The organism is Rhodococcus sp. IEGM 1366, assembly GCF_033142425.1.
Classification (GTDB): domain Bacteria; phylum Actinomycetota; class Actinomycetes; order Mycobacteriales; family Mycobacteriaceae; genus Rhodococcus_F; species Rhodococcus_F globerula.
In genome coordinates, this window is sequence record NZ_JAWLRZ010000005.1 from 291266 (window position 1) to 312166 (window position 20901).

Below are 20901 nucleotides of genomic sequence, written 5' to 3' on the forward strand. Positions count from 1 at the left end.
GAAGTCCGTAGAATCGAAGAATGGCAGGTCTAGGTGAACTCGAACGCGCGGTCATGGATCATTTGTGGTCTACAACCGAACCCCAAACTGTGCGACAGGTGCATGAAGCACTCGCAACACATCGCGAACTGGCGTACACGACGGTCATGACCGTCCTGCAACGACTCGCGAAGAAGCACCTGGTGATTCAGCAACGTGACGATCGCGCACATCGCTACCTCCCGGTGAACAAGCGTGAAGAGTTGGTCGCGAGCCTGATGGTCGACGCTCTGGCTCAGGCGCCGGAGTCGGACGGCCGGGCCGCAGCCCTGGTTCACTTCGTCGGCCAGGTCAATGCCGACGAGGCTGACGCGCTGCGCGAAGCACTTGCCGCTCTCGAGGTGCGCGAATCCGCGAAAAAAGATGTGCGGCCGTAGATTTTCTAGGCCTAACTGATTTCTTCGTGCATGATGACTAGGTCATGAACGCCACCACTGCACTGGTTTTCGGAATCCTCGCGTTGTTGCTCGCGGGTCCGGTACCAGCACTCCTGAGCCGCTCTACGTGGCCGTACCGGGCGCCGCGCGCGGCTCTCGTCCTGTGGCAGGCCATCGCGCTTGCCGCAGTGTTGTCAGCTTTCAGCTCGGGTTTGGCCATTGCCAGTCAGCTTCTGGTTCCAGGACCGGACGGACGACCGACCACTGCGCCGACCGCTGAGATCGACGCTCTTGGTTTGCCACTGTGGATTCTGTACGTCGTGGTATTTGCGCTCACCTTGCTCATCGGCGCGAAACTGATTTTTTCGATCCTGCAAGTGGGTGTACGAACTCGGCGGCGACGCGCACGCCACCGCATCCTCGTGGATCTACTCGACGACTGCGCCATGCCCGCCGCGGTGGAGCGCACCCCGGACCTGCGCGTTCTCGATGTCGAAGAACCCATCGCGTACTGCCTGCCCGGAATACGTCAGCGGGTGGTCCTGAGCCAAGGAACGTTGCAAAACCTCGATCATGCCGAGGTCAAGGCAATTCTCACGCACGAGCGTTCGCACCTGCGCGCACGTCACGATCTGGTTCTCGAAGCATTCACCGCGGTCAACCATGCGTTCCCCCGGTTCGTTCGTAGCAAGTCCGCCCTCGGATCCGTCCAATTGCTGGTCGAATTGCTGGCCGACGATTCCGCGGTTCGCGTCACGGGCCCGACTCCCTTAGCCCGGGCACTGGTCGCGTGTGCAGGATCGACCGCACCGCGTGGCGCCATGGCAGCCGGTGGTCCGTCGACTCTGATTCGTGTCCAGCGACTCTCGACTGATGCTGCCGATCCCCGTGTCGCGGCATGTGCCTATCTTGCCGCAATCACGATTCTGGTCGTCCCCACCGTTGCCGTCGCCGTGCCGTGGCTCACCGAACTTCGCTTACTTCTCAACGCGTACTAAGGTCTTGACCAGCAGAACACGCTGTAGTAGTGCAGGTCACACGCGGGGTTACCTGACTTCCCGGCAGCGAGTGGCGTACAGTAGAGCCCGGCCACCATCGTGGTTCATCAACATTTAACGGCACACAGCCCAATTCCCCGCAGTATGCGTTCGGATTGCCAGGTGACATGTGCCCTGGCTCGTCCCTTTGCGAACTGTGTCGTGTGTTCAAGCATGGCTTCTTCCGCTCCGCGACGTGCCCGTAGTCCGGAGAGGTTTCCGCGTGACCAACGCTGTCCAAATGTCGTCTTCTGAGAACATCGCCGAAGATGTCGTAGTAACACCCGCCGCTGAAGACAAAGCTGCCACCGACGCAGTTTCGGCTGAGCCCACCATCACTTTTGCCGAAATCGGCCTGCCCGAGCAGCTTGTTGCCGCTCTGGCCCGCAACTCCATCACCAGCCCGTCGCCCATCCAGGCTCAGTCCATTCCGGACGCGCTTGCCGGCACCAACGTTCTGGGCCGCGCACAGACCGGATCGGGCAAGACCCTGGCCTTCGGTCTGCCGATGCTGACCCGCCTGTCACGCCACGAAGATCGTCCGGCCGCCAAGCGTCCGCGCGCACTCGTGCTGGTCCCGACCCGTGAACTTGCATTCCAGGTGGTCGATTCCCTGAACTCCTACGCCGGTGCTCTCGGACTCACGGTCCGTCCCGCCGTCGGTGGTACTCCGTTCGCCAAGCAGGTCGATCAGCTCCGCCGCGGCGTCGACGTCCTCGTCGCTACGCCGGGTCGCCTGGGCGATCACCTGCGCCAGGGCACCTGCATCCTCGACTCGGTGGAAATCACCGCACTCGACGAAGCCGATCAGATGGCGGACATGGGCTTCCTGCCCGAGGTTCGCTCGATCCTCGGCGAGACCCCTGCCGACGGACAGCGTCTGCTGTTCTCCGCAACTCTCGACCGTGAGGTCCAGTCGCTGGTTCGTCAGTTCCTGGCCAACCACGTCACCCACTCCACCGAAGACGGCCGCGCGAGCGTCGACACGATGGAGCACTACGTACTCCTCGTCGATCGCGGACAGAAGGACGCTGTTCTCGCTGAGATCGGCGCCCGTGACGGACGAACCATCATGTTCGCCCGCACCAAGCTCGGTTGCGAAGGCATCACCGATCGCCTCCGCGCAGTCGGAATCGCCGCAGAGTCCCTGCACGGCGGCAAAGCACAGAACCAGCGCACCCGCGTCCTCGAGCGTTTCAAGAACGGCCGCACTCCCGTCCTTGTTGCCACCGACGTCGCAGCCCGCGGCATCCACGTCGACGGCATCGACCTCGTCGTTCATGTCGATCCCCCGGCCGATCACAAGGATTACCTTCACCGCGCAGGCCGTACGGCTCGCGCCGGTGAGAAGGGAACTGTCGTTGCGATCGTTCTGCCGAACCAGAAGCGTCAGTTCAAGCGTCTGACCGGAATGGCGGGCGTCAACGCCGCAGCTGTTCCCGTCACCCCGGGTTCCGCCGAGCTCGCTCGCATCACCGGAGCCAAGAAGCCCACCGGAGAACCGTTGCGCGAGAGCTCTTCTCGTGGCGAGCGCTCCTTCGGCGACCGCGGTGGTTCACGCGGTTACCAGGGCAACCGTGAAGGTGGTGGCTACCAGGGCAACCGCTCTTCCGGTGGTTACCAGGGAAATCGCTCGTCGGGTGGATACCAGGGCAACCGCGACGGCGAAAGCCGTGGCGGGTACCAGGGCAACCGCTCCTCGGGCGGCTACCAGGGTGATCGTTCCTCGGGTGGATACCAGGGCAACCGCGACGGCGAAAGCCGTGGCGGCTACCAGGGCAACCGCTCCTCGGGCGGCTACCAGGGTGATCGTTCCTCGGGTGGATACCAGGGCAACCGCGACAGCAGCGACCGCGGCGGATACCAGGGCAACCGCTCCTCCGGCGGCTACCAGGGCAACCGCGACAGCCGCCCTTCGTACGGAGACCGCGACAGCCGCCCCTCCACCGGATACCAGGGCAACCGTTCCTCGGGTGGATACCAGGGCAACCGTGACGGCGAAAGCCGCGGCGGGTACCAGGGCAACCGCGACAGCCGCCCTTCGTACGGAGACCGCGACAGCCGCCCCTCCACCGGCTACCAGGGCAACCGCTCGACGGGTGGATACCAGGGCAACCGCGACAGCAGCGACCGCGCAGGCTCGACCAGTGGCGGCGGATTCCGCAGCCGCACCGACCGTCGTAGCTACGACGGCTTCGACGGACCGAAGCGCGATCAGCGGTAATACGCTCGCTGAGCTGCGGCTCACCAACTGAATATTGATCACACTCCGGCCACGCCGGAAGCTGTATCGAGACGGATGCAGGTCACTGCAATAAAGTGATCTGCATCCGTGTTTTGTATGCACGGTCTGATGTTCACGCGCGTCGCGGCCGCACAGTTTTTCGGCTGCGCCAGGCGCAGGATTTCACAGCCGCGGACCGAGAGGGAAAGCTGTAAGCATGTCAACCACTAGCACCGAATCACCCCGGGCACAGATCGGCGTCACCGGACTGGCCGTCATGGGTTCGAATATTGCCCGCAATTTCGCCCGCCACGGTCACACCGTTGCCTTGCACAACCGCAGCATCGCGAAGACCGATGCGTTGATCGCCGACCATGGTTCCGAGGGCGACTTCGTGCGCACCGAGACTGTCGAGGAATTTGTTGCCGCGCTGCAGAAGCCGCGTCGCGTGCTGATCATGGTCAAGGCCGGCGCGCCGACCGACGCTGTGATCGAAGAGCTCGCCAATGCGATGGAGCCGGGCGACATCATCATCGACGGCGGCAACTCGCTGTACACGGACACGATTCGCCGTGAGGCCGCTATCCGTGCGCGTGGACTCCACTTCGTCGGCGCTGGTATCTCCGGTGGCGAAGAAGGCGCGCTCAACGGTCCGTCGATCATGCCGGGCGGTCCGAAGGAGTCCTACGAGGCTCTCGGCCCGCTTCTCGAGTCGATCTCCGCTCACGTCGACGGCACCCCGTGCTGCACGCACATCGGTCCGGACGGCAGCGGCCACTTCGTCAAGATGGTGCACAACGGCATCGAGTACGCCGACATGCAGCTCATCGGCGAGGCGTACAACCTCTTCCGTGACGCTCTGGGTTACGACGCCGGCCAGGTCGCCGACGTCTTCACCGAGTGGAACAAGGGCACGCTCGAGTCGTACCTGATCGAGATCACAGCCGAGGTTCTGCGTCAGGTCGACGCCGAGACGGGTAAGCCGCTGGTCGACGTCATCGTCGACGCTGCCGAGCAGAAGGGCACTGGCCGCTGGACGGTCAAGTCCGCTCTGGATCTCGGTGTACCGGTTACCGGTATCGCCGAGGCCGTGTTCGCTCGCGCGCTCTCCGGTAGCCGCACGCAGCGCGCCGCAGCTCAGGCTCAGGGCTTGGCTTCGGGTTCGCTCGGTGACAAGCCTGCTGATGCCGAGCAGTTCGCCGCGGACATCCAGGCAGCGCTGTACGCCTCGAAGATCGTGGCATATGCGCAGGGCTTCGACCAGATCGCGGCCGGTAGCGCCGAGTACAACTGGGACGTCAAGCCTGCGGATCTGGCAACGATCTGGCGCGGTGGTTGCATCATCCGCGCGCAGTTCCTCAACCGCATCAAGGACGCGTTCGACGCTGATCCGTCGCTGCCGAGCTTGATTCTCGCTCCGTACTTCCGTGAAGCCATCGAAGCAGGAATCGACAGCTGGCGTCGTGTTGTCGCCACCGCGACGATGCTCGGCATCCCGGTGCCGGCGTTCGCGTCGTCGCTGTCGTACTACGACGGACTGCGCGCGGAGCGTCTCCCGGCTGCGTTGACTCAGGGTCAGCGTGACTTCTTCGGCGCTCACACCTACGAGCGCATCGACAAGCCCGGCAAGTTCCACACGTTGTGGAGCGGTGACCGTAGCGAAATCGAGGCCTGATTCACACCCGGTATCGGTAGACGCGGTCACCTGCGTCTACCGATACCCGGTAGCCTGGACAAATGCCGAAATCGACGATCGACTCGCCCACATCAACCGAAGGGCGCTCGTTCATCGACCTCGGAATCCCCGCTGTGATGGTGCACGCACTGCGCCGACACGGGATTGATGCTCCGTTCCCCATCCAGGCTGCCACGATTCCCGATGTGCTGGCAGGCCGCGACGTTCTGGGACGTGGCGCGACAGGTTCCGGCAAGACTTTGGCTTTCGGGCTTCCCATGCTGGTCCGCCTCAAGGGCGGCGCAAGCAAACGCAATCGCCCCCGTGGATTGGTGCTCGCTCCCACCCGCGAACTGGCAATTCAGATTCACAAAGCGCTCGACGACGCTGCCACCGAGGTCGGCTCGCGGGTAGCGAGCGCGGTGGGCGGCGTCCCGATCAAGCGTCAGGCCGACATTCTGGCTCGCGGGGTCGATCTGCTGATCGCCACGCCTGGCCGGTTGCTCGATCTGCTCGAGCAGAAGTCGGTGATCCTCGACGACGTTGTGATCACCACGATCGACGAAGCCGACCACATGGCAGACATGGGCTTCATCGACGAGGTTGCCAAGATTCTCGACGCGACTCCGAAAGATGGTCAACGCCTTCTCTTTTCGGCAACGTTGGACGGCAAGGTCGACGATTTGGTCGCAGGCTACCTGCGCAACCCGGCATCGCACGCCACCGCTCCCCCGGTTGCGACGGTCTCCACCATGGAACATCACCTGCTGTTCGTGGACCAGGTGGACAAGAGATCCGTTGTCGCACATATCGCTTCGCGTGCGGGACGAACCATCATGTTCGTCAAGACGAAGCACGGCGTGGATCGTCTTGCGCAGCAACTGCATTTGATCGGCGTGTCCGCCGGAGCCCTGCACGGCGGAAAGACGCAGAACAACCGGACCAAGACCCTCACGTCGTTCTCCGACGGCACGACGCCGGTCCTGGTGGCTACCGACGTCGCCGCCCGCGGCATCCATGTCGACGACGTGACGCTGGTTGTCCATGTCGATCCGCCCGCCGAGGCCAAGGATTACCTGCACCGCGCCGGTCGTACGGCCCGCGCAGGTGAATCGGGTGTTGTCGTGACGATCGTGACCGATGAAGAACGCGCGGGGGTCGAGAAGCTGACCAAGGCGGCCGGCGTGAAGGTTCACAGCGTTCGGGTCCGTCCAGACGATCTGGAACTCACCCGCATCACCGGCGCCATGGAACCGACGGGAATCCCCGTCGCAGCGCCCGATACGACCGTCGAGGTCACACACACGGCCAAGCGTGGACGCCAGGAACACGACACTGCTGGCCGCACAGCTGCCGGCGGCCGGATGAAGAAGGACGGTGACAAGCGCGCTGTTGCGTCGCGCCGGGTCACCGATCCCAAGACGGTGAAGAAGATTCGCGCCGACGGCACTCCCGTCCCCACACGTTCGGAGCGCCTCGCGTCCAAGGGGCTCACGCCGCGCCGCGGAACAGGTACACCGAATTCGGGTCGCCCGTCTGCCGGAAAAGCCGGAGGCAAACGCGCACACTGAGATCTATGGGCGATCTTCCACTGATCTCGATCATCTGCGCACTCGCTGCCGCACTGCTCTTCGCGTGCGCGTCGGTAGCTCAACAGCGGGCCGCGTCGTCGGTGCCTGAGGGCGGCGCGCTGGTCGCGTCGTTGATCCGAAGTCCCCGGTGGTGGGCCGGCCTGATCGGCGACGGCGGCGGTTATGTCATGCAGGCCCTCGCGCTGGCACTCGGTTCGGTGTTGGTGGTGCAGCCGTTGATCGTGTCGTCCTTGTTGTTCGCGCTGCCGCTGTCGGCAAAGTTCTCGGGGATCCGGATCACTCGAACGGCTTGGACGTTTGCGGTCATGCTTGCCATTGCCCTGGCCGTCTTCCTGGTGGTCGGTGATCCCACCGAAGGCGACAGTAATGCTCCGTGGTCGGACTGGGCGGTGCCGCTGGCGATCACGGTCGGAGTGGCCGTCGTTGCCACCATCGGCGGCTTGTCCAAACTCGATGCCGGATGGCGCGCACTGCTTCTCGGAGCCGCAGCGGGCATCTACTTCGGTATAGCCGTCGCATTCACGAAATACGTGACCGAGCTTCTGGAGCACGGTTTTGTCGGCGTAGTGAGCGCGTGGCAGACGTGGGCGCTCATCGCGTCGGGTGCTATCGGCGTGTATGTGCAGCAACGAGCATTCCAGGTGGGTCCCTTGTCTGCGTCGTTGCCGGCGTTGACCATCGGCGAACCGATCGCGGCAGTGTTCCTCGGTATGACGGTTCTCGACGAGCGACTACGAGTCGAGGGCCTCGGGATTCTCGTCATCGGTTGCGCGGTGGCCGTCATGATCGTCACCACCATCGCGCTCTCGCGGTCGCAAGGACGCGAAACAATCGGCGTAACTGCGCCGTCGCCGGTAAGCTCGTGAAACGTGCAGTTCCTCGAAGGGCAACGCCCCCCATACGACCTGACCTACGACGATGTCTTCCTCGTCCCCAACCGGACTGACGTGACGTCCCGGTTCGACGTCGATCTGGCGTCGGCCGACGGCTCGGGAACCACCATTCCGGTTGTTGTCGCCAACATGACCGCAGTCGCCGGTCGCCGAATGGCCGAAACTGTCGCCAGGCGCGGCGGGTTGGTCATCATCCCGCAGGACATCCCCACCGAAGCGGTCGCCGAAACGGTGGCGTTCGTGAAGAGCCGTCATCTCGTCGCCGACACTCCGGTGACCCTGAGCCCCGAGGACGCTGTCTCCGACGCGTTGGCCTTGCTGCCCAAACGGGCGCACGGCGCGGTTGTCGTCGTCGAGGACGGCAAGCCGCTCGGCGTGGTCACCGAGGCTGCCTGCGCGGACGTCGACAGGTTCACTCGCCTTCGTACCGTCGCGATCACCGACTTCGTCACGGCACCGGTCACCGCAACAACGCGTGAGGTGTTCGAACTACTCGAAACCAAGCACGATCCGCTTGCCGTCATCGTCAACGACGACGGCACACTCGCCGGAGTCCTGACTCGTACCGGCGCAATTCGTGCCGGAATCTACGACCCCGCCGTGGATGCCAACGGCGCGCTGCGCGTTGCCGCGGCGGTCGGCGTCAACGGCGATGTGGGTGCCAAGGCCAAAGCGCTGGTCGACGCCGGTGCCGACGTCATCGTCGTCGATACCGCCCACGGGCATCAGCAGCGCATGATCGACGCACTGACCACGCTCAAAGCTCTGGATCTCGGTGTGCCTCTGGTGGCCGGAAACGTGGTCTCCGCGCAGGGCACCCGTGATCTCATCGCCGCGGGCGCCGACATCGTCAAGGTCGGTGTCGGACCAGGCGCGATGTGCACAACACGCATGATGACCGGCGTCGGACGACCGCAGTTCTCGGCTGTTGCCGAATGCGCCGCGGCAGCACGCGAATTGGGCAAACACGTGTGGGCTGACGGTGGAGTGCGCCATCCGCGCGATGTAGCGCTGGCTCTGGCTGCGGGCGCGTCGAATGTCATGATCGGCTCGTGGTTCGCCGGCACGTACGAGTCGCCGGGCGATCTCAAGGTCGATCAGGCCGGCAACGCGTACAAGGAGAGCTTCGGTATGGCGTCCAAGCGCGCCGTTGCTGCGCGCACCGCCACCGAGACGGCTTTTGATCGCGCCCGCAAGGGTTTGTTCGAGGAAGGCATCTCGAGTTCACGGATGCGACTTGATCCCGAGCGTCCCGGCGTCGAGGATCTGATCGACCAGATCTGTTCCGGTGTCCGCAGTACCTGCACGTATGCCGGGGCGCGCTCACTCGAGGAACTGCACGACAAGGCAGTCCTCGGTGTGCAGTCTGCAGCCGGATTTGCCGAGGGACGGCCACTTCCTGCCGGCTGGTGAATCGGTAATTGTGACGAACGGCGGGTGCTCGGCTCCCAAAGCCCGGGCACTCGCCGGTATCATCGAACGTGGAAACAACAAATGAAACTCGGTCGGGTGCCAATCGGCAACCCGACCGAGCCCGCTAAAGCCGAGAAGTCATCGGCCCGACGAGAGGAACCCGGTGCCCGAGGCACCCACACACTTACCCGGCGCAACACCCGTCGTCATATCCGAGGAATCATCTGATTCCGCTGGTTCGGAGGGCTCCTCTAGCGAGCCGGGAGACAAACCCGGCGCACTTCGCTCTCCCCTTGGGTGGCGATGATCGATGGACATCGCATTCACCATTCTCAGCCTGCTCGGCTTCATCGCACTGACCGCAGGCACCGCCCTCTTCGTGGCGGCAGAATTCTCACTTACCGCGCTCGAGCGCAGCACCGTCGACGAAGCTGCTCGTGACGGCGACCTCCGTTCGCGTCAGGTCCAGCACGCACACAAGACGCTCTCGTTTCAGTTGTCCGGTGCGCAGCTCGGCATCACGATCACCACACTCATCACCGGTTACCTGGCCGAGCCTGTTCTCGCCCGGTTCATCACTCCGGTCGCGAAGGCCGTCGGGCTGAGCGAATCAGCAGCGTCCACAACGTCATTGATCCTCGCCCTGGTTATCGCGACCTCGTTCTCGATGATTTTCGGTGAGCTTGTCCCCAAGAACCTGGCGATTTCCAAGCCGATGCCGACGGCCCGCGCCACAGCCGGTTTGCAAGCCGGTTTCTCGCTGGTCTTCAAGTGGGCGATCAACGGTCTCAACGGAACCGCCAACTGGATCGTCAGGCGCCTGGGCATAGAGCCTGCCGAGGAACTGCGCTCGGCACGTTCCCCGCAGGAGCTCGGCTCGCTGGTGCGCACGTCGGCGCAGCGTGGTTCCATCGACGCGGGCACTGCACTTCTGGTCAACCGGTCGTTGCAGTTCGGTGACCGCACAGCGGAAGAACTCATGACACCGCGTGTGAAGATCGAATCACTCGAGTTGTCGGATACAGTCGCCGATCTCATCGTGACGGCGTCCCGTACCGGCTACTCGCGGTTCCCCGTTGTTCGCGGCGACCTCGACGACACCGTCGGAGTTGTCCACATCAAACACGCGTTCACGGTTCCCGCCGAGCGCCGACGCACGACGCGAGTCGACAGCCTCGCCCAGCGCGTGCCGGTTGTCCCGTCGAGCCTCGACGGTGACGCCGTCATGGAACGCATCCGCTCGGACGGCATGCAGGTCGCACTCGTGGTCGACGAATACGGCGGAACCGCCGGCATCGTCACCATGGAAGACCTCATCGAGGAAATCGTGGGCGACGTGCGCGACGAGCACGACGAACCTGAACTCGACGTCCAGCGAGTCGGCGACGGATGGTCCTGCTCCGGGCTCCTGCGCATCGACGAAGTCACCTCAGCTACCGGGTACACCGCACCCGAAGGCGATTACGACACCCTCGGCGGCTTGGTACTCACCGAATTGGGACGCATCCCCGACGAGGGCGACGAAGTGGCATTGCCAGACGTCGACGCGTCCGGCGATCACCGCGGCAAATGGATTGCGCGAGTCACCTCGATGGACGGCCGTCGTATCGACCGCGTGACCATCACTCCGGTCCCCGGTGATGTCGAACCCGAATCAGCAGCAGAGCGCACAAAGGAGTCCGACGATGAATAACCTTCTCGGCGTTCTCCTCACCGTTGTACTGCTGGCAGGCAACGCGTTTTTCGTCGGCGCGGAATTCGCGCTGATTTCTGCTCGCCGCGACCGACTCGAAGCGTTGGTCGCCCAGGGCAAGAAGCGGGCACTCACCGTCATCAAGGCCGGCGAGAACCTGTCGCTCATGCTCGCCGCGGCGCAGCTCGGCATCACGATCTGTTCGATCCTTCTCGGTAAGGTCGCCGAACCCGCCATCGCGCATCTCCTCGAGGTGCCGATGGAAGCGGCCGGCCTGCCGGACGGATTGCTGCATCCGATTTCGTTTGCGATCGCACTGTCGTTGGTGGTTGTGCTGCACATCCTGCTCGGTGAGATGGTGCCCAAGAACATCGCGCTGGCTGGTCCGGAGAAGACTGCGATGCTTCTCGTGCCGATCCACCTGGCGTTCATCAAGATCGCGCGCCCGATCATTGCGTTCTACAACATCTGCGCTAACGGGATTCTGCGTCTGTTGCGAGTCGAACCGAAGGACGAACTCGATGTCACCGTCTCGGCGGTGGAGTTGTCCGCGATGATCGGTGAATCCCGCTCCGAAGGGCTTATCGACGCCGAAGAGCACCGCCGGTTGAAGCAGGCCCTCGAATCGACCGATCGCACGGTGTCGGAAGTGCTGATCACTCTCGACAAGGTGCGGACCATCCCGCTCACCCCGACCGGCACCACGCTGGGCGACATCGAGCGGGCCGTCATCGAAACGGGCTACTCGCGCTACCCCGTCCGAGCTGCCGACGGCACTCTGGCCGGATACGTGCACCTCAAGGACGTGCTCGACGAGGTTCTCGACGAAGCTGCCGGGCCGGATACCGTCGTACCCACGTCGGATATCCGTCCGTTGCCCGTCGTTCCGCTCAGCACGCCGCTCGCCGAAGCGTTGGCAGGCCTGCGCCGCGCCAGCTCGCACCTCGGTGCCGTCACCGATGCCGACGGCATTGTCATCGGCATCGTGGCATTGGAAGACCTCCTCGAGGAGTACGTCGGCACCGTCCGCGACGGCACTCACCGCGGAACCGATGCTGTTCCGGGACAACGGAACAACTGATCCATGACACGTTCGGTGGAAACACTCGCACTCGCACATAGCGAGTGGACGGCTCGGCAAGCTCTGCACTTCGAAAAAGTGGAGCAGCTTGTCGGGCCGCACCGGGCGCGTCGCAGTGCCGGTATTTCTCACCCGGTGCATGATTTCCTGTTCACGTACTACAACTTCAAGCCCGCGCAGCTTCGACGCTGGCACCCCGGATACGGCGTAGCGCTGGAGGCCGGATCCGAGTACGCAGAGTTCTCGGGGTATCGCGTCGACGAATCCGGTTGCGCGAGCGTCGATCGATCCGTGCTCGAGCGTCGACTGCCCACGGTCGAATTCGTCTGGAATCTGTTGAATCAGACCTCTTCGCGCCCCGCTGTGCTCGGTTGCTTCGGTTTGCACGAGTGGGCGATGGTGTACCGGGGCGGCGAGGAAGCGATCCGCCATCAGTCTGTTCCGCTGCGACTGGGATTCGCGGGTACCGACGCCGTAGTGGAATCCTTGCCCCTCAAATGCACTCACTACGACGCGTTCCGCTTCTTCACTCCGGACGCGGCTCCGAAGAATGCGCTCAACCTGATTCGCGACACGCAGATCGACTACGAGCAGCCCGGATGCCTGCACGCCGGGATGGATCTCTACAAATGGAGCTTCAAACTTCTGCCGCTCGTCGATTCCGATCTGGTGATGGCCTGCTTCGAGCACGCACTCCTGGCGCGTGAACTCGACATGCGCGCCAGTCCCTACGATCTGCGCGACTACGGATACTCCCCCATAGCCATCGAAACACCGGCTGGCCGTGCCGAATACGTGCGGCAGCAACAGCAGTTGGCGGAGAGGGCCGCCCCGCTGCGCGCTACGCTGGCCGAACGGTGCCGGGACCTGCTCGGTCGCTGACCTCCCGAAAGGCATCGAATGGAGCACGGTTACGGGTTCTATCTGGACGAGTACCAGCGCGATGTCGGAGCGCACGTCCACTCCTCGATCACCTGTCCCGAGTCCGGGGGTTACCTCTCGGCGCACCTACCGGTGTTCGACCTCGCTGCCGGATCAGTGGCCGCATTTGCGTCGGCGATAGACCGCTCGCCACTGGTTGATCGCACGCCATGGACCCTCGATCCCGAACGCATCGCCGCGTCCTTCTCCAGTGACCGACTCCTGCGGATAGGCGGACAACCCGTCGACGCGTTCTCGGCGTACTCGGGCTTCTTTGCCGCCCGCGACGGCTGGGTCCGCACCCACGGCAACTACCCGCACCACCGCGACCGACTACTGTCCATCCTCGAACTGGGTTCCAGCGCAACCAAAGACGATGTAGTGCAACGGATATCCGCGATCGACGCCATCGAGGTCGAACAGCGCGCCGCAGACGCCGGGGCTATCGCTGTCCGTGTCCGTACCGAGAACGAATGGCGTCTGAGCGAGCAGTACGCCACAGCGCGGTCGGCGCCGCTCGTAACCATCCGAGTCCGGGACACCGAAGGATCACCCACGCATTCGCCCCGATTGCGTGTTCTGGACCTCACCCGCGTCATTGCCGGACCTGTCGCAACACGCGCGCTGGCTCTACTCGGCGCCGACGTCCTGCGCCTGGATCCCCCAGGCATGCCGGAGATCGAATGGCAGCACCTGGATACGGGGCACGGAAAGCGTTCGGCACTTCTCGACCTGAAGAGCGAAGAAGGCTCCGCACGTTTCCGCGAACTTCTCGACGCCGCCGACGTGCTGGTGACCGGGTACCGGCCAGGCGCTCTCGAGGCACTCATCGGGCACGAACTCCCCGCGCACTTGATTCACGGACGGGTCAGTGCGTGGGGCTGGGACGGACCGTGGGCAGATCGACGCGGATTCGACTCCATCGTGCAAGCCGCGTCGGGTATCTCGTTCCTCGAAGGTGGTGACAAGCCTGGTGCGCTCCCGGCCCAAGCGCTCGACCACGCAACCGGGTACTTCCTCGCGGCCGCCGTCGTGGACGCGCTGACCTTGCGGAAACAGGACGGGCTCGGTCGCGATGTCGACGTGGCACTAGCTCGGACCGGGGTCCGACTGCTCGATGCTCCGGGCCGAACCCTGCAACCTGGGCCGGCCGAGGCGCCAGGGCCAGATGTTGTTGTCACACATGGTGAAGTCACCACCGCGCGGCCGGCGCTGGCCGAGTTCGACGACTATCCGCGACCAGCACAGAAGTGGGGCAACGACGTTGCCGCGTGGGCGCGCTGAGATAGTGACGCATACAGGGCAAGATGGACATGTGAAGTCGCATACGTACACCCTGGATCTGCAATGGACAGGCGATCTGGGAACCGGAACATCCAGTTCACAAGCCTATTCGCGGGACCATTCCGTATCAGCTGCTGGCAAACCCGAACTCCTCGGCAGTTCCGATCCCGCTTTTCGTGGCGACCCGGAGCGGTGGAACCCCGAAGAACTGCTGGTCGCATCGCTCGCTCAGTGCCACATGCTCTGGTATCTCGGACTGGCGGCCGCTGCCGGAGTCGTTGTGCTCGACTACACAGATCAGCCGGTCGGCACGATGATCGAGGAGGCGGATGGTGACGGCCAGTTCATCGAAGTAACCTTGCATCCAACGGTTTTGGTGTCCGACGCATCGATGGTCGACAAGGCTGAGGCTCTACACGGCCCCGCTCACGCGAAATGCTTCATCGCGCGGTCCGTGAACTTCCCTGTCCTGAACGCGCCTACCACTGTGGCGGCTACTGATGAATAACCGTCACAAGCTGATTGTCGACGTCGACACGGGCATCGACGACTCGCTGGCCCTGCTGTATCTGCTGGCCAGCCCCGAAGCCGAGATTCTCGGGATCGCGAGCACCGCCGGAAACGTCCCTGTGGAACAGGTCGCGGCAAACAATCTCAATTGGCTCGAGCTGTGCGGAGCCCCCGACATCGAGGTTGCCCTGGGCGCCACCGTGCCCCTGGTGATCCCGCTACGGACCACCGAGGAAACCCACGGACCGCAAGGTATCGGTCATGCGGTACTCCCCGATTCCGGGCGAGAGTTGTCGGTACGTACCGCCACCGAATTGTGGGTGGACCTGGTTCGTGAATATCCCGGTCAGATCACAGGTCTGGTGACCGGTCCCCTGACGAACCTTGCCCTCGCGATCCGGATCGAGCCCGACCTCCCACGTCTGCTGAATCGATTGGTCGTGATGGGCGGATCGTTCAACTACCCGGGAAACACCACGCCTACCGCCGAATGGAACGTCTCCGTCGACCCACACGCAGCGAAGGAAGTGTTCGACGCGTTTTCCGGTGTCCCGGCGCACCGGCGCCCGATCATTTGTGGACTCAATGTCACCGAGTCGATCGAGATGTTCCCGGAACACGTCCGTCGGCTTGCCGAAGCGGCTGGGAGCACCCCGGCCGAGATCATTTCCCCGGACGACGGACCGGACGTCCGCAGCGCCGCGTCCAACAGCGTCATCCGGCACCTGTCCGACGCCATCCGGTTCTACATGGAGTTTCATCGGGAGTACGACCAGGGATTCCTCGCGCACATGCACGACCCGTTTGCCGCTGCGATTGCCCTGGACCCGACGATGGCCACACTGAGGCCGGCAACCGTGGATGTCGAAACCGAGAGCCCACTTCTGATCGGAACCACCGTCGCCGACTGGGTCGGACACTGGAAACGTGACCCCAATGCGGACATCGCCATCAGCACTGATCCGGTGAAGTTCTTCGATGAACTTGTCCAACGGGTGGGACGGTTCGCTCGCGCCGTGGGTTGAAATTCGCTGTCAACGGTTATGCTCGCTAGGAACAGAACCCACAAACGAGATAAAAGGACCCCACCGTGCAGATATCCAGCTCCGATGCCTCGCCGGCATTCGCGCTCGGATTGATGGCGTTCTGGCCCACTCGTCGTAGCGCATGCTTCGATCAGGCGTGTTGCTGAGCGGCGATTTCTCGCTGCCTGCACCCCTGACTTTGTCGCTTCTTCGCTCGGAGTCTGTCTTCTCATGTTCAACCTGCTGTTGTTCACACTTGTCGGTGCCGGCGCTCAACTTGTCGACGGCGCACTCGGAATGGCGTTCGGTGTCACCGCAACCACCCTGCTGATGATCGGGGGGCTCGGGCCTGCCCAGGCCAGTGCCGCTGTGCACCTTGCCGAGGTCGGAACTACCTTGGCTTCGGGTCTGTCGCACTGGAAGTTCCAGAACATCGACTGGAAGTTGGTCGCCAAGCTCGGTGTTCCGGGTGCAATAGGCGCATTTGCCGGTGCGACGGTTTTGTCCGGCCTGTCTACCGAAGCAGCGGTCCCCATTACGGCGACAATCCTCCTCGCGATCGGTGTCTATGTCGCGCTGCGTTTCTCGGTCCGCCCACCCGCGACCGCCCATGCTCGCAGCACACCGCACACTGCTCGGTTCCTATCCCCGCTCGGTCTGTTCGGAGGATTCATCGACGCCTCCGGGGGCGGCGGTTGGGGCCCTATCACCACCAGCACCCTGCTCTCGCGTGGCAAAACTGCTCCGCGCACCGTGATCGGTTCGGTCAGCGCGTCGGAGTTCCTGGTCGCATCAGCAGCGTCGTTGGGCTTCCTCGTCGGGCTTGGCCGCGAATCTGCCGGTAATCTCCTGGTTGTCGCCGGCCTGGCACTCGGCGGAATCATCGCAGCTCCAGCCGCCGCCTGGCTGGTCAGTAGAGTTCCCGCCACCTTGCTCGGCACTGCCGTCGGCGGTGTGATCGTGCTGACCAATACGCAGAAACTGTTCAAGTCCTTCGACATCACCGGCGCTGTGACGGTGCTCGGATACGTCGCAATCATCGGCGCCTGGGCCGCGTTGCTGGTCTACGCGTGGCAGCGGTCCAAGCTCACCGCAGCCGAAGCCCAAGGCGAGTTCGCCGGTATCGAACTGGCCGTCGAGAAAGAAATCACGGAGCCGACGGTCGCGCCCGAGAAGCGATAAGTTCAGCTGCCGAAGAGCGATCCCGTCTACGAACCGGCATTCAACGAAGAAAGACGACGAAGTCGGAATATCCCTCGTTCACCCGATTAACACCGGCTAGGATCCTTGTGAACAAACGGTAGTAAACGACAAACCGTTCACATGGCGCGAAAGCTGCCGATGTAAGGAGTCCGCTCTGGTGATCGGTAAGGACCGCCACAATTGGTCGTCAATTCCTGACCGGCGCGCCCACCCCGAGTCGATTTCGCACCAGCCGCAATTCACGAAACTCGATAAATATGCCGCGCTGACCATTATTCGCGCACCGATCGGTTACGGGAAATCCACCCTGGTCGCCTCGTGGTTGCGCACCATTCGCGCGACTGAGCGCATTTCCGTCTGGATCCCTGAGCCCGCTCCATCCATGACGGCTCGTGAATACTGGGCACACGCGCTGCAAAGGTTCGTCAGCGCCGGAATTGTCTTTCCGAATCCTGTGATCGAGCAAGAGCAAAACCCATTCACCGCGATAGTTCGGATGCTCCGCGACAACTCGCGCCCGGTCATTCTTGTATTGATCAGGCCGGACAAAGTGGATGGCAAGTTGGACGAAAGCCTCGCCGACCTCGTCAAGTATTGCCGATGCGTCAATCTCGTTGTGACCTTGACGGGGCGCACCGTGTTCCCCGAACCGCATTTGCTCGATCTCGATCAGGAATCGATCAGCGCGCACGACCTTCTCTACACGCTCGAGGATACGACGAGCGTTCTCGAAGGTTCCGGTGCACATATCGTTCCCGGCGAAATCGAACATATTTACTCAATGACCGGCGGGTTGCCAGTTTTGGTACGCCGTTCGATTTCGGTACTCAAAAACCTTCCAACTCAGGTCGGACGCGAACACCTTCTCCGGCATAACCTACGACGAGTGATCCAGCACTACACCCAGGAATCTATCGCGGCCGAGGCGCACCTGGTCGGACACTACGATCTTGTCGTCGCTACGGCAGCAGCCCGTGAGCTCACCGTTGATGCCGTCATGCACTTGCTCGAATCTTCCGAATCCTCTCAGCGCATTCGGGATCGACTCATTGCGCTCGAAGCTGCCGGGGTTCTCTCGTATGTCGACACCGAGGTCGTGGAAACCTGGAGACTGGCACCGGCGATCCGACAATCCATCCTGACGTCCCAACCCTCCGGGGGAAGTGATCCGGCCGCTCGCCTGTCATACCTATCGCGCGCTCAACTCGATGCCGGACAACACGCGTCTGCGCTCGATTATGCAGTCGAGGCACAGGACTGGGCGCTGGCAATCGACATTCTCGACAAGCACTGGGCGACGATGATCGCGGACAATCTCGAGTTGGTTCGCTCTGCCTTCCAGCAGATTCCGCCCGAGTCCACCGACAAGCACTCGAGCTTCCGGGCCGCACGCAATCTGTACCTGCAACATCCCGACGAGCAGGTGACCTTCGGGACCTCACTCCCCGATTCGGCTGATGAGTTACGCGAACTCGGGGCGAGTGCCGATGCCGTGTCAGCTCTCACCATCGGTTGCATCCAGGCTCTGATGCTCATGCACGTCGGCGAATACGATCGCGCTGCAGATGTCACCGTGCGTCTGATCGAACTGAGCCGCTACATCACCGAGACCGATCGGCACGACATCAGCGATCGACTTTCCACCATGCGAGCGCAATGGGCAATCACCTTTCAACTGAACGGCCGACTTGCCGAATCGACAGGCCTAGCGCGAATGGCCTACTGGAGCGGGAAATCGCAGCGCATCGACTACATCGCGCGAAGCGCCGCCGGCACAGCGGCGCTGAACTGGGCGGTAGTCGGTGAACTGCGCCGCGCACGGCAATGGTTGGATCTCGAAAACCAACATCGAAACGTCGAGATCAAGATGCAATCCCAGGTCAAGGTTGCCGGATTAACGGCCGACGCCTTGGTGTCCCTCGATTCACTCGATTTCGAAGATGCCGAACGGGCACTGACCGAACTGGGGCACCCCACCGAGAACGATGCACTCTATGCGGACGAATTCTGGGCGTTCACCGTCTACGCCCGCAGTCAGTTCGCCCTCAGCAACAGTGACGCGTTCTCAGCGTTGTCGTTGCTGCGCAGAACAGTCGCTGCCCACTCCGCGCAGTGCAATCCGACGTCCATTGCCGAGCCACTGATGCTGTCCACCGAGATCGATCTACTTCTAGCCCTCGGCGAAGGAAACCAGGCCGCGTCACTTGCAGAGGGCATCGCCGATCCTGGAAACAACCCGTGGACCCTGGTGTCGGTCGCACGCGTCCGACAGCGTATGGGCCAGGACAAATCGGCGATCATCCTGTGCAATCAGTACCAGTGGAAGGGCGAGCCGTACCCGCGCGCACAGATGGAATCCCTTCTGGTTCAAGCAGTTGCACATTCGGAACTCGGTGAGCATCATCGTGCAATCGAGGCGTGGTCCTACGCCTGCGCTATCGCAGACCAGACCGGACTGTTGCGCCCCTTCTCGACCATCGCCGCCGAAGATATCGAGAAGCTGGAAGCGGCCGCATCCACGCAATCGAAGGCACTCGAGAAATTTACGAAAGTCTTTACCCCGGAATCGTTTCCGAAGTCCGTGCACATTGTCATCCTGACCGGTGGAGAACAACGGGTCCTCGCACTACTTGCCCTCGGCATGACCACCGTTTCGATGTCCAGGCAACTTCATGTCTCCGCCAACACGATCAAGTCGCAATTGCGTTCCCTGTACAAGAAACTCGACGCACACAATCGCGACGAGGCACTGGCGAAGGCACATGCATTACAGCTCCTCTGACGTTCGACATCGGTCGTCTCACGGACTCTGTTGTGCACCGCACCTGCAGAAACAGCACGGTCGTTGCACCTCCTCGAAAATGAGGAGTCGCAACGACCGTGCCTGACTTCTAGTGCTACTTGTCGCTTCCGTCGAATGCGTCCAGAATCCGCTGAGCAGCCAACGCCGCAGTCAACGATCCTTCGCGTACGCTTCGTTCGACATCGGCACGAATCGCGCGAACGTGCTCGTTGGCCGAAAGTCGGCGCAGCAGCTGGTCGTTCACCATCGTCCAGGTCCAGTCGACCTGTTGCTTCCGACGCTTCTCCTCGAACTGACCTGCTTCGGTCAACACCTCACGGTGCTTGGTGACAGTTCCCCAGAACTCGTCCAGGCCAAGACCTTCGAGACCGCTCATCGTGATGACGGGCGGCTTCCAGATAGCGTCGTGCGGGTAGATCAGACGAAGCGCTCCCGCAAGTTCGCGGGCAGCGCCCTGCGCCTCGCGCTCATGCTTGCCATCGGCCTTGTTGACCGCGACCAGATCTGCGAGTTCCAGAACACCCTTCTTGATGCCCTGCAACTGATCTCCGGTACGAGCGAGGGTCAGGAACGTGAAGCAGTCCACCATGTTGGCAACAGTGACTTCGGACTGCCCGACACCCACTGTCTCCACCAGGATGACGTCGAAACCGGCAGCTTCGAGAAGCACGATGGTCTCGCGGGTTGCCTTGGCAACACCACCGAGCGTGCCGGACGTCGGTGATGGCCGGATGTACGCGTTCGGTTCGACGGTAAGCCGAGCCATGCGCGTCTTGTCGCCGAGAATCGAGCCGCCGGTGCGGGTGGACGACGGATCGACCGCCAACACCGCAACCCGATGTCCCTTGCCCAGCAAGTACATGCCGAGCGCGTCGATGAACGTCGACTTGCCGACGCCGGGAACGCCGGTGATGCCGATGCGGTGCGCTCCCCCGGCTTCAGGCAGCAACTTCAGCAGTAGTTGCTGCGCGAGCGCCCGATGATCGTCGCGTGTGGATTCGACGAGGGTGATCGCCCGGGCGAGGCCGGCGCGCTGATTTGCGCGCACGGCCTCGGCAAGGGAATCAACAGATGGCCTAGCAGCCGGCGTCGGCGTGTCGATGGGCTGTGCCATCTTCAGTCAACCCCTTC

Annotated in this window: 16 protein-coding genes; 15 read left to right on the plus strand and 1 reads right to left on the minus strand. The window is 62.9% G+C overall.

What is annotated here, in order from left to right:
- Nucleotides 1-20: 20 nt before the first annotated feature.
- The 15 genes from R4P64_RS16950 to R4P64_RS17020 all read left to right on the plus strand — a co-directional run bounded on the left by R4P64_RS16950 (nt 21) and on the right by R4P64_RS17020 (nt 19749).
- Nucleotides 21-416: a BlaI/MecI/CopY family transcriptional regulator gene (locus tag R4P64_RS16950; protein WP_033232050.1), complete on the plus strand. Its 396-nt coding sequence runs from the start codon at nt 21-23 to the stop codon at nt 414-416.
- 44 nt (nt 417-460) lie between these two features.
- A complete protein-coding gene (locus tag R4P64_RS16955; protein WP_116103261.1) occupies nt 461-1414 on the plus strand; it encodes a M56 family metallopeptidase in 954 nt (317 codons plus the stop codon).
- 280 nt (nt 1415-1694) lie between these two features.
- On the plus strand, nt 1695-3677 hold the full coding sequence (locus R4P64_RS16960; RefSeq protein WP_317821881.1) for a DEAD/DEAH box helicase: 1983 nt from the start codon (nt 1695-1697) through the stop codon (nt 3675-3677).
- A 217-nt stretch (nt 3678-3894) separates the two neighbouring features.
- On the plus strand, nt 3895-5352 hold the full coding sequence (gndA, locus tag R4P64_RS16965; protein ID WP_033232053.1) for an NADP-dependent phosphogluconate dehydrogenase: 1458 nt from the start codon (nt 3895-3897) through the stop codon (nt 5350-5352).
- Between the two features lie 62 nt (nt 5353-5414).
- Nucleotides 5415-6923, plus strand: coding sequence for a DEAD/DEAH box helicase (locus R4P64_RS16970; RefSeq protein ID WP_317821883.1), 1509 nt, complete (start codon nt 5415-5417; stop codon nt 6921-6923).
- A gap of 5 nt (nt 6924-6928) precedes the next feature.
- Nucleotides 6929-7810, plus strand: a complete 882-nt coding sequence (locus R4P64_RS16975) for a DMT family transporter (protein WP_033232055.1) — start codon at nt 6929-6931, stop codon at nt 7808-7810.
- 3 nt (nt 7811-7813) lie between these two features.
- On the plus strand, nt 7814-9250 hold the full coding sequence (locus R4P64_RS16980) for a GuaB1 family IMP dehydrogenase-related protein (RefSeq protein ID WP_033232056.1): 1437 nt from the start codon (nt 7814-7816) through the stop codon (nt 9248-9250).
- A gap of 310 nt (nt 9251-9560) precedes the next feature.
- A complete protein-coding gene (locus R4P64_RS16985) occupies nt 9561-10943 on the plus strand; it encodes a hemolysin family protein (protein WP_317821884.1) in 1383 nt (460 codons plus the stop codon).
- Nucleotides 10936-12024 (plus strand): hemolysin family protein, encoded by a 1089-nt coding sequence (locus R4P64_RS16990; protein ID WP_033232058.1) that lies wholly within the window; start codon nt 10936-10938, stop codon nt 12022-12024. The genes R4P64_RS16985 and R4P64_RS16990 overlap by 8 nt, the downstream gene beginning before the upstream one ends.
- Nucleotides 12025-12027: 3 nt before the next feature.
- Nucleotides 12028-12906 (plus strand): 3-methyladenine DNA glycosylase, encoded by an 879-nt coding sequence (locus R4P64_RS16995; protein WP_116103253.1) that lies wholly within the window; start codon nt 12028-12030, stop codon nt 12904-12906.
- Between the two features lie 18 nt (nt 12907-12924).
- Complete coding sequence (locus tag R4P64_RS17000) at nt 12925-14229, plus strand: CoA transferase (RefSeq protein ID WP_317821885.1); 1305 nt, start codon at nt 12925-12927, stop codon at nt 14227-14229.
- Nucleotides 14230-14260: 31 nt separating this feature from the next.
- Entirely contained in the window at nt 14261-14737 is a 477-nt protein-coding gene (locus tag R4P64_RS17005) for an OsmC family protein (RefSeq protein WP_033232061.1), read from the plus strand.
- The gene (locus R4P64_RS17010; RefSeq protein WP_033232062.1) at nt 14730-15764 is read left to right on the plus strand and encodes a nucleoside hydrolase; all 1035 of its coding nucleotides are present in this window, start codon (nt 14730-14732) and stop codon (nt 15762-15764) included. Before R4P64_RS17005 ends, R4P64_RS17010 begins: the two co-directional genes overlap by 8 nt.
- A 231-nt stretch (nt 15765-15995) precedes the next feature.
- A complete protein-coding gene (locus R4P64_RS17015) occupies nt 15996-16946 on the plus strand; it encodes a sulfite exporter TauE/SafE family protein (RefSeq protein ID WP_033232063.1) in 951 nt (316 codons plus the stop codon).
- A gap of 178 nt (nt 16947-17124) precedes the next feature.
- Complete coding sequence (locus R4P64_RS17020) at nt 17125-19749, plus strand: LuxR C-terminal-related transcriptional regulator (RefSeq protein WP_317821886.1); 2625 nt, start codon at nt 17125-17127, stop codon at nt 19747-19749.
- 115 nt (nt 19750-19864) lie between these two features.
- Here the strand turns inward: R4P64_RS17020 and meaB are convergent, their stop codons facing one another.
- Entirely contained in the window at nt 19865-20884 is a 1020-nt protein-coding gene (meaB, locus tag R4P64_RS17025) for a methylmalonyl Co-A mutase-associated GTPase MeaB (protein WP_051730336.1), read from the minus strand.
- Nucleotides 20885-20901: the final 17 nt, after the last annotated feature.

Bases quoted from the DNA above. Each gene is read 5' to 3' on its own strand.
- R4P64_RS16960 (WP_317821881.1), top strand. From the start codon at position 1,695: ATGTCGTCTTCTGAGAACATCGCCGAAGATGTCGTAGTAACACCCGCC.
- R4P64_RS17015 (WP_033232063.1), top strand. From the start codon at position 15,996: ATGTTCAACCTGCTGTTGTTCACACTTGTCGGTGCCGGCGCTCAACTT.
- R4P64_RS16975 (WP_033232055.1), top strand. From the start codon at position 6,929: ATGGGCGATCTTCCACTGATCTCGATCATCTGCGCACTCGCTGCCGCA.
- gndA (WP_033232053.1), top strand. From the start codon at position 3,895: ATGTCAACCACTAGCACCGAATCACCCCGGGCACAGATCGGCGTCACC.
- meaB (WP_051730336.1), bottom strand. From the start codon at position 20,884: ATGGCACAGCCCATCGACACGCCGACGCCGGCTGCTAGGCCATCTGTT.
- R4P64_RS16950 (WP_033232050.1), top strand. From the start codon at position 21: ATGGCAGGTCTAGGTGAACTCGAACGCGCGGTCATGGATCATTTGTGG.
- R4P64_RS16995 (WP_116103253.1), top strand. From the start codon at position 12,028: ATGACACGTTCGGTGGAAACACTCGCACTCGCACATAGCGAGTGGACG.
- R4P64_RS17010 (WP_033232062.1), top strand. From the start codon at position 14,730: ATGAATAACCGTCACAAGCTGATTGTCGACGTCGACACGGGCATCGAC.
- R4P64_RS16970 (WP_317821883.1), top strand. From the start codon at position 5,415: ATGCCGAAATCGACGATCGACTCGCCCACATCAACCGAAGGGCGCTCG.
- R4P64_RS16955 (WP_116103261.1), top strand. From the start codon at position 461: ATGAACGCCACCACTGCACTGGTTTTCGGAATCCTCGCGTTGTTGCTC.
- R4P64_RS17000 (WP_317821885.1), top strand. From the start codon at position 12,925: ATGGAGCACGGTTACGGGTTCTATCTGGACGAGTACCAGCGCGATGTC.
- R4P64_RS16990 (WP_033232058.1), top strand. From the start codon at position 10,936: ATGAATAACCTTCTCGGCGTTCTCCTCACCGTTGTACTGCTGGCAGGC.
- R4P64_RS16985 (WP_317821884.1), top strand. From the start codon at position 9,561: ATGGACATCGCATTCACCATTCTCAGCCTGCTCGGCTTCATCGCACTG.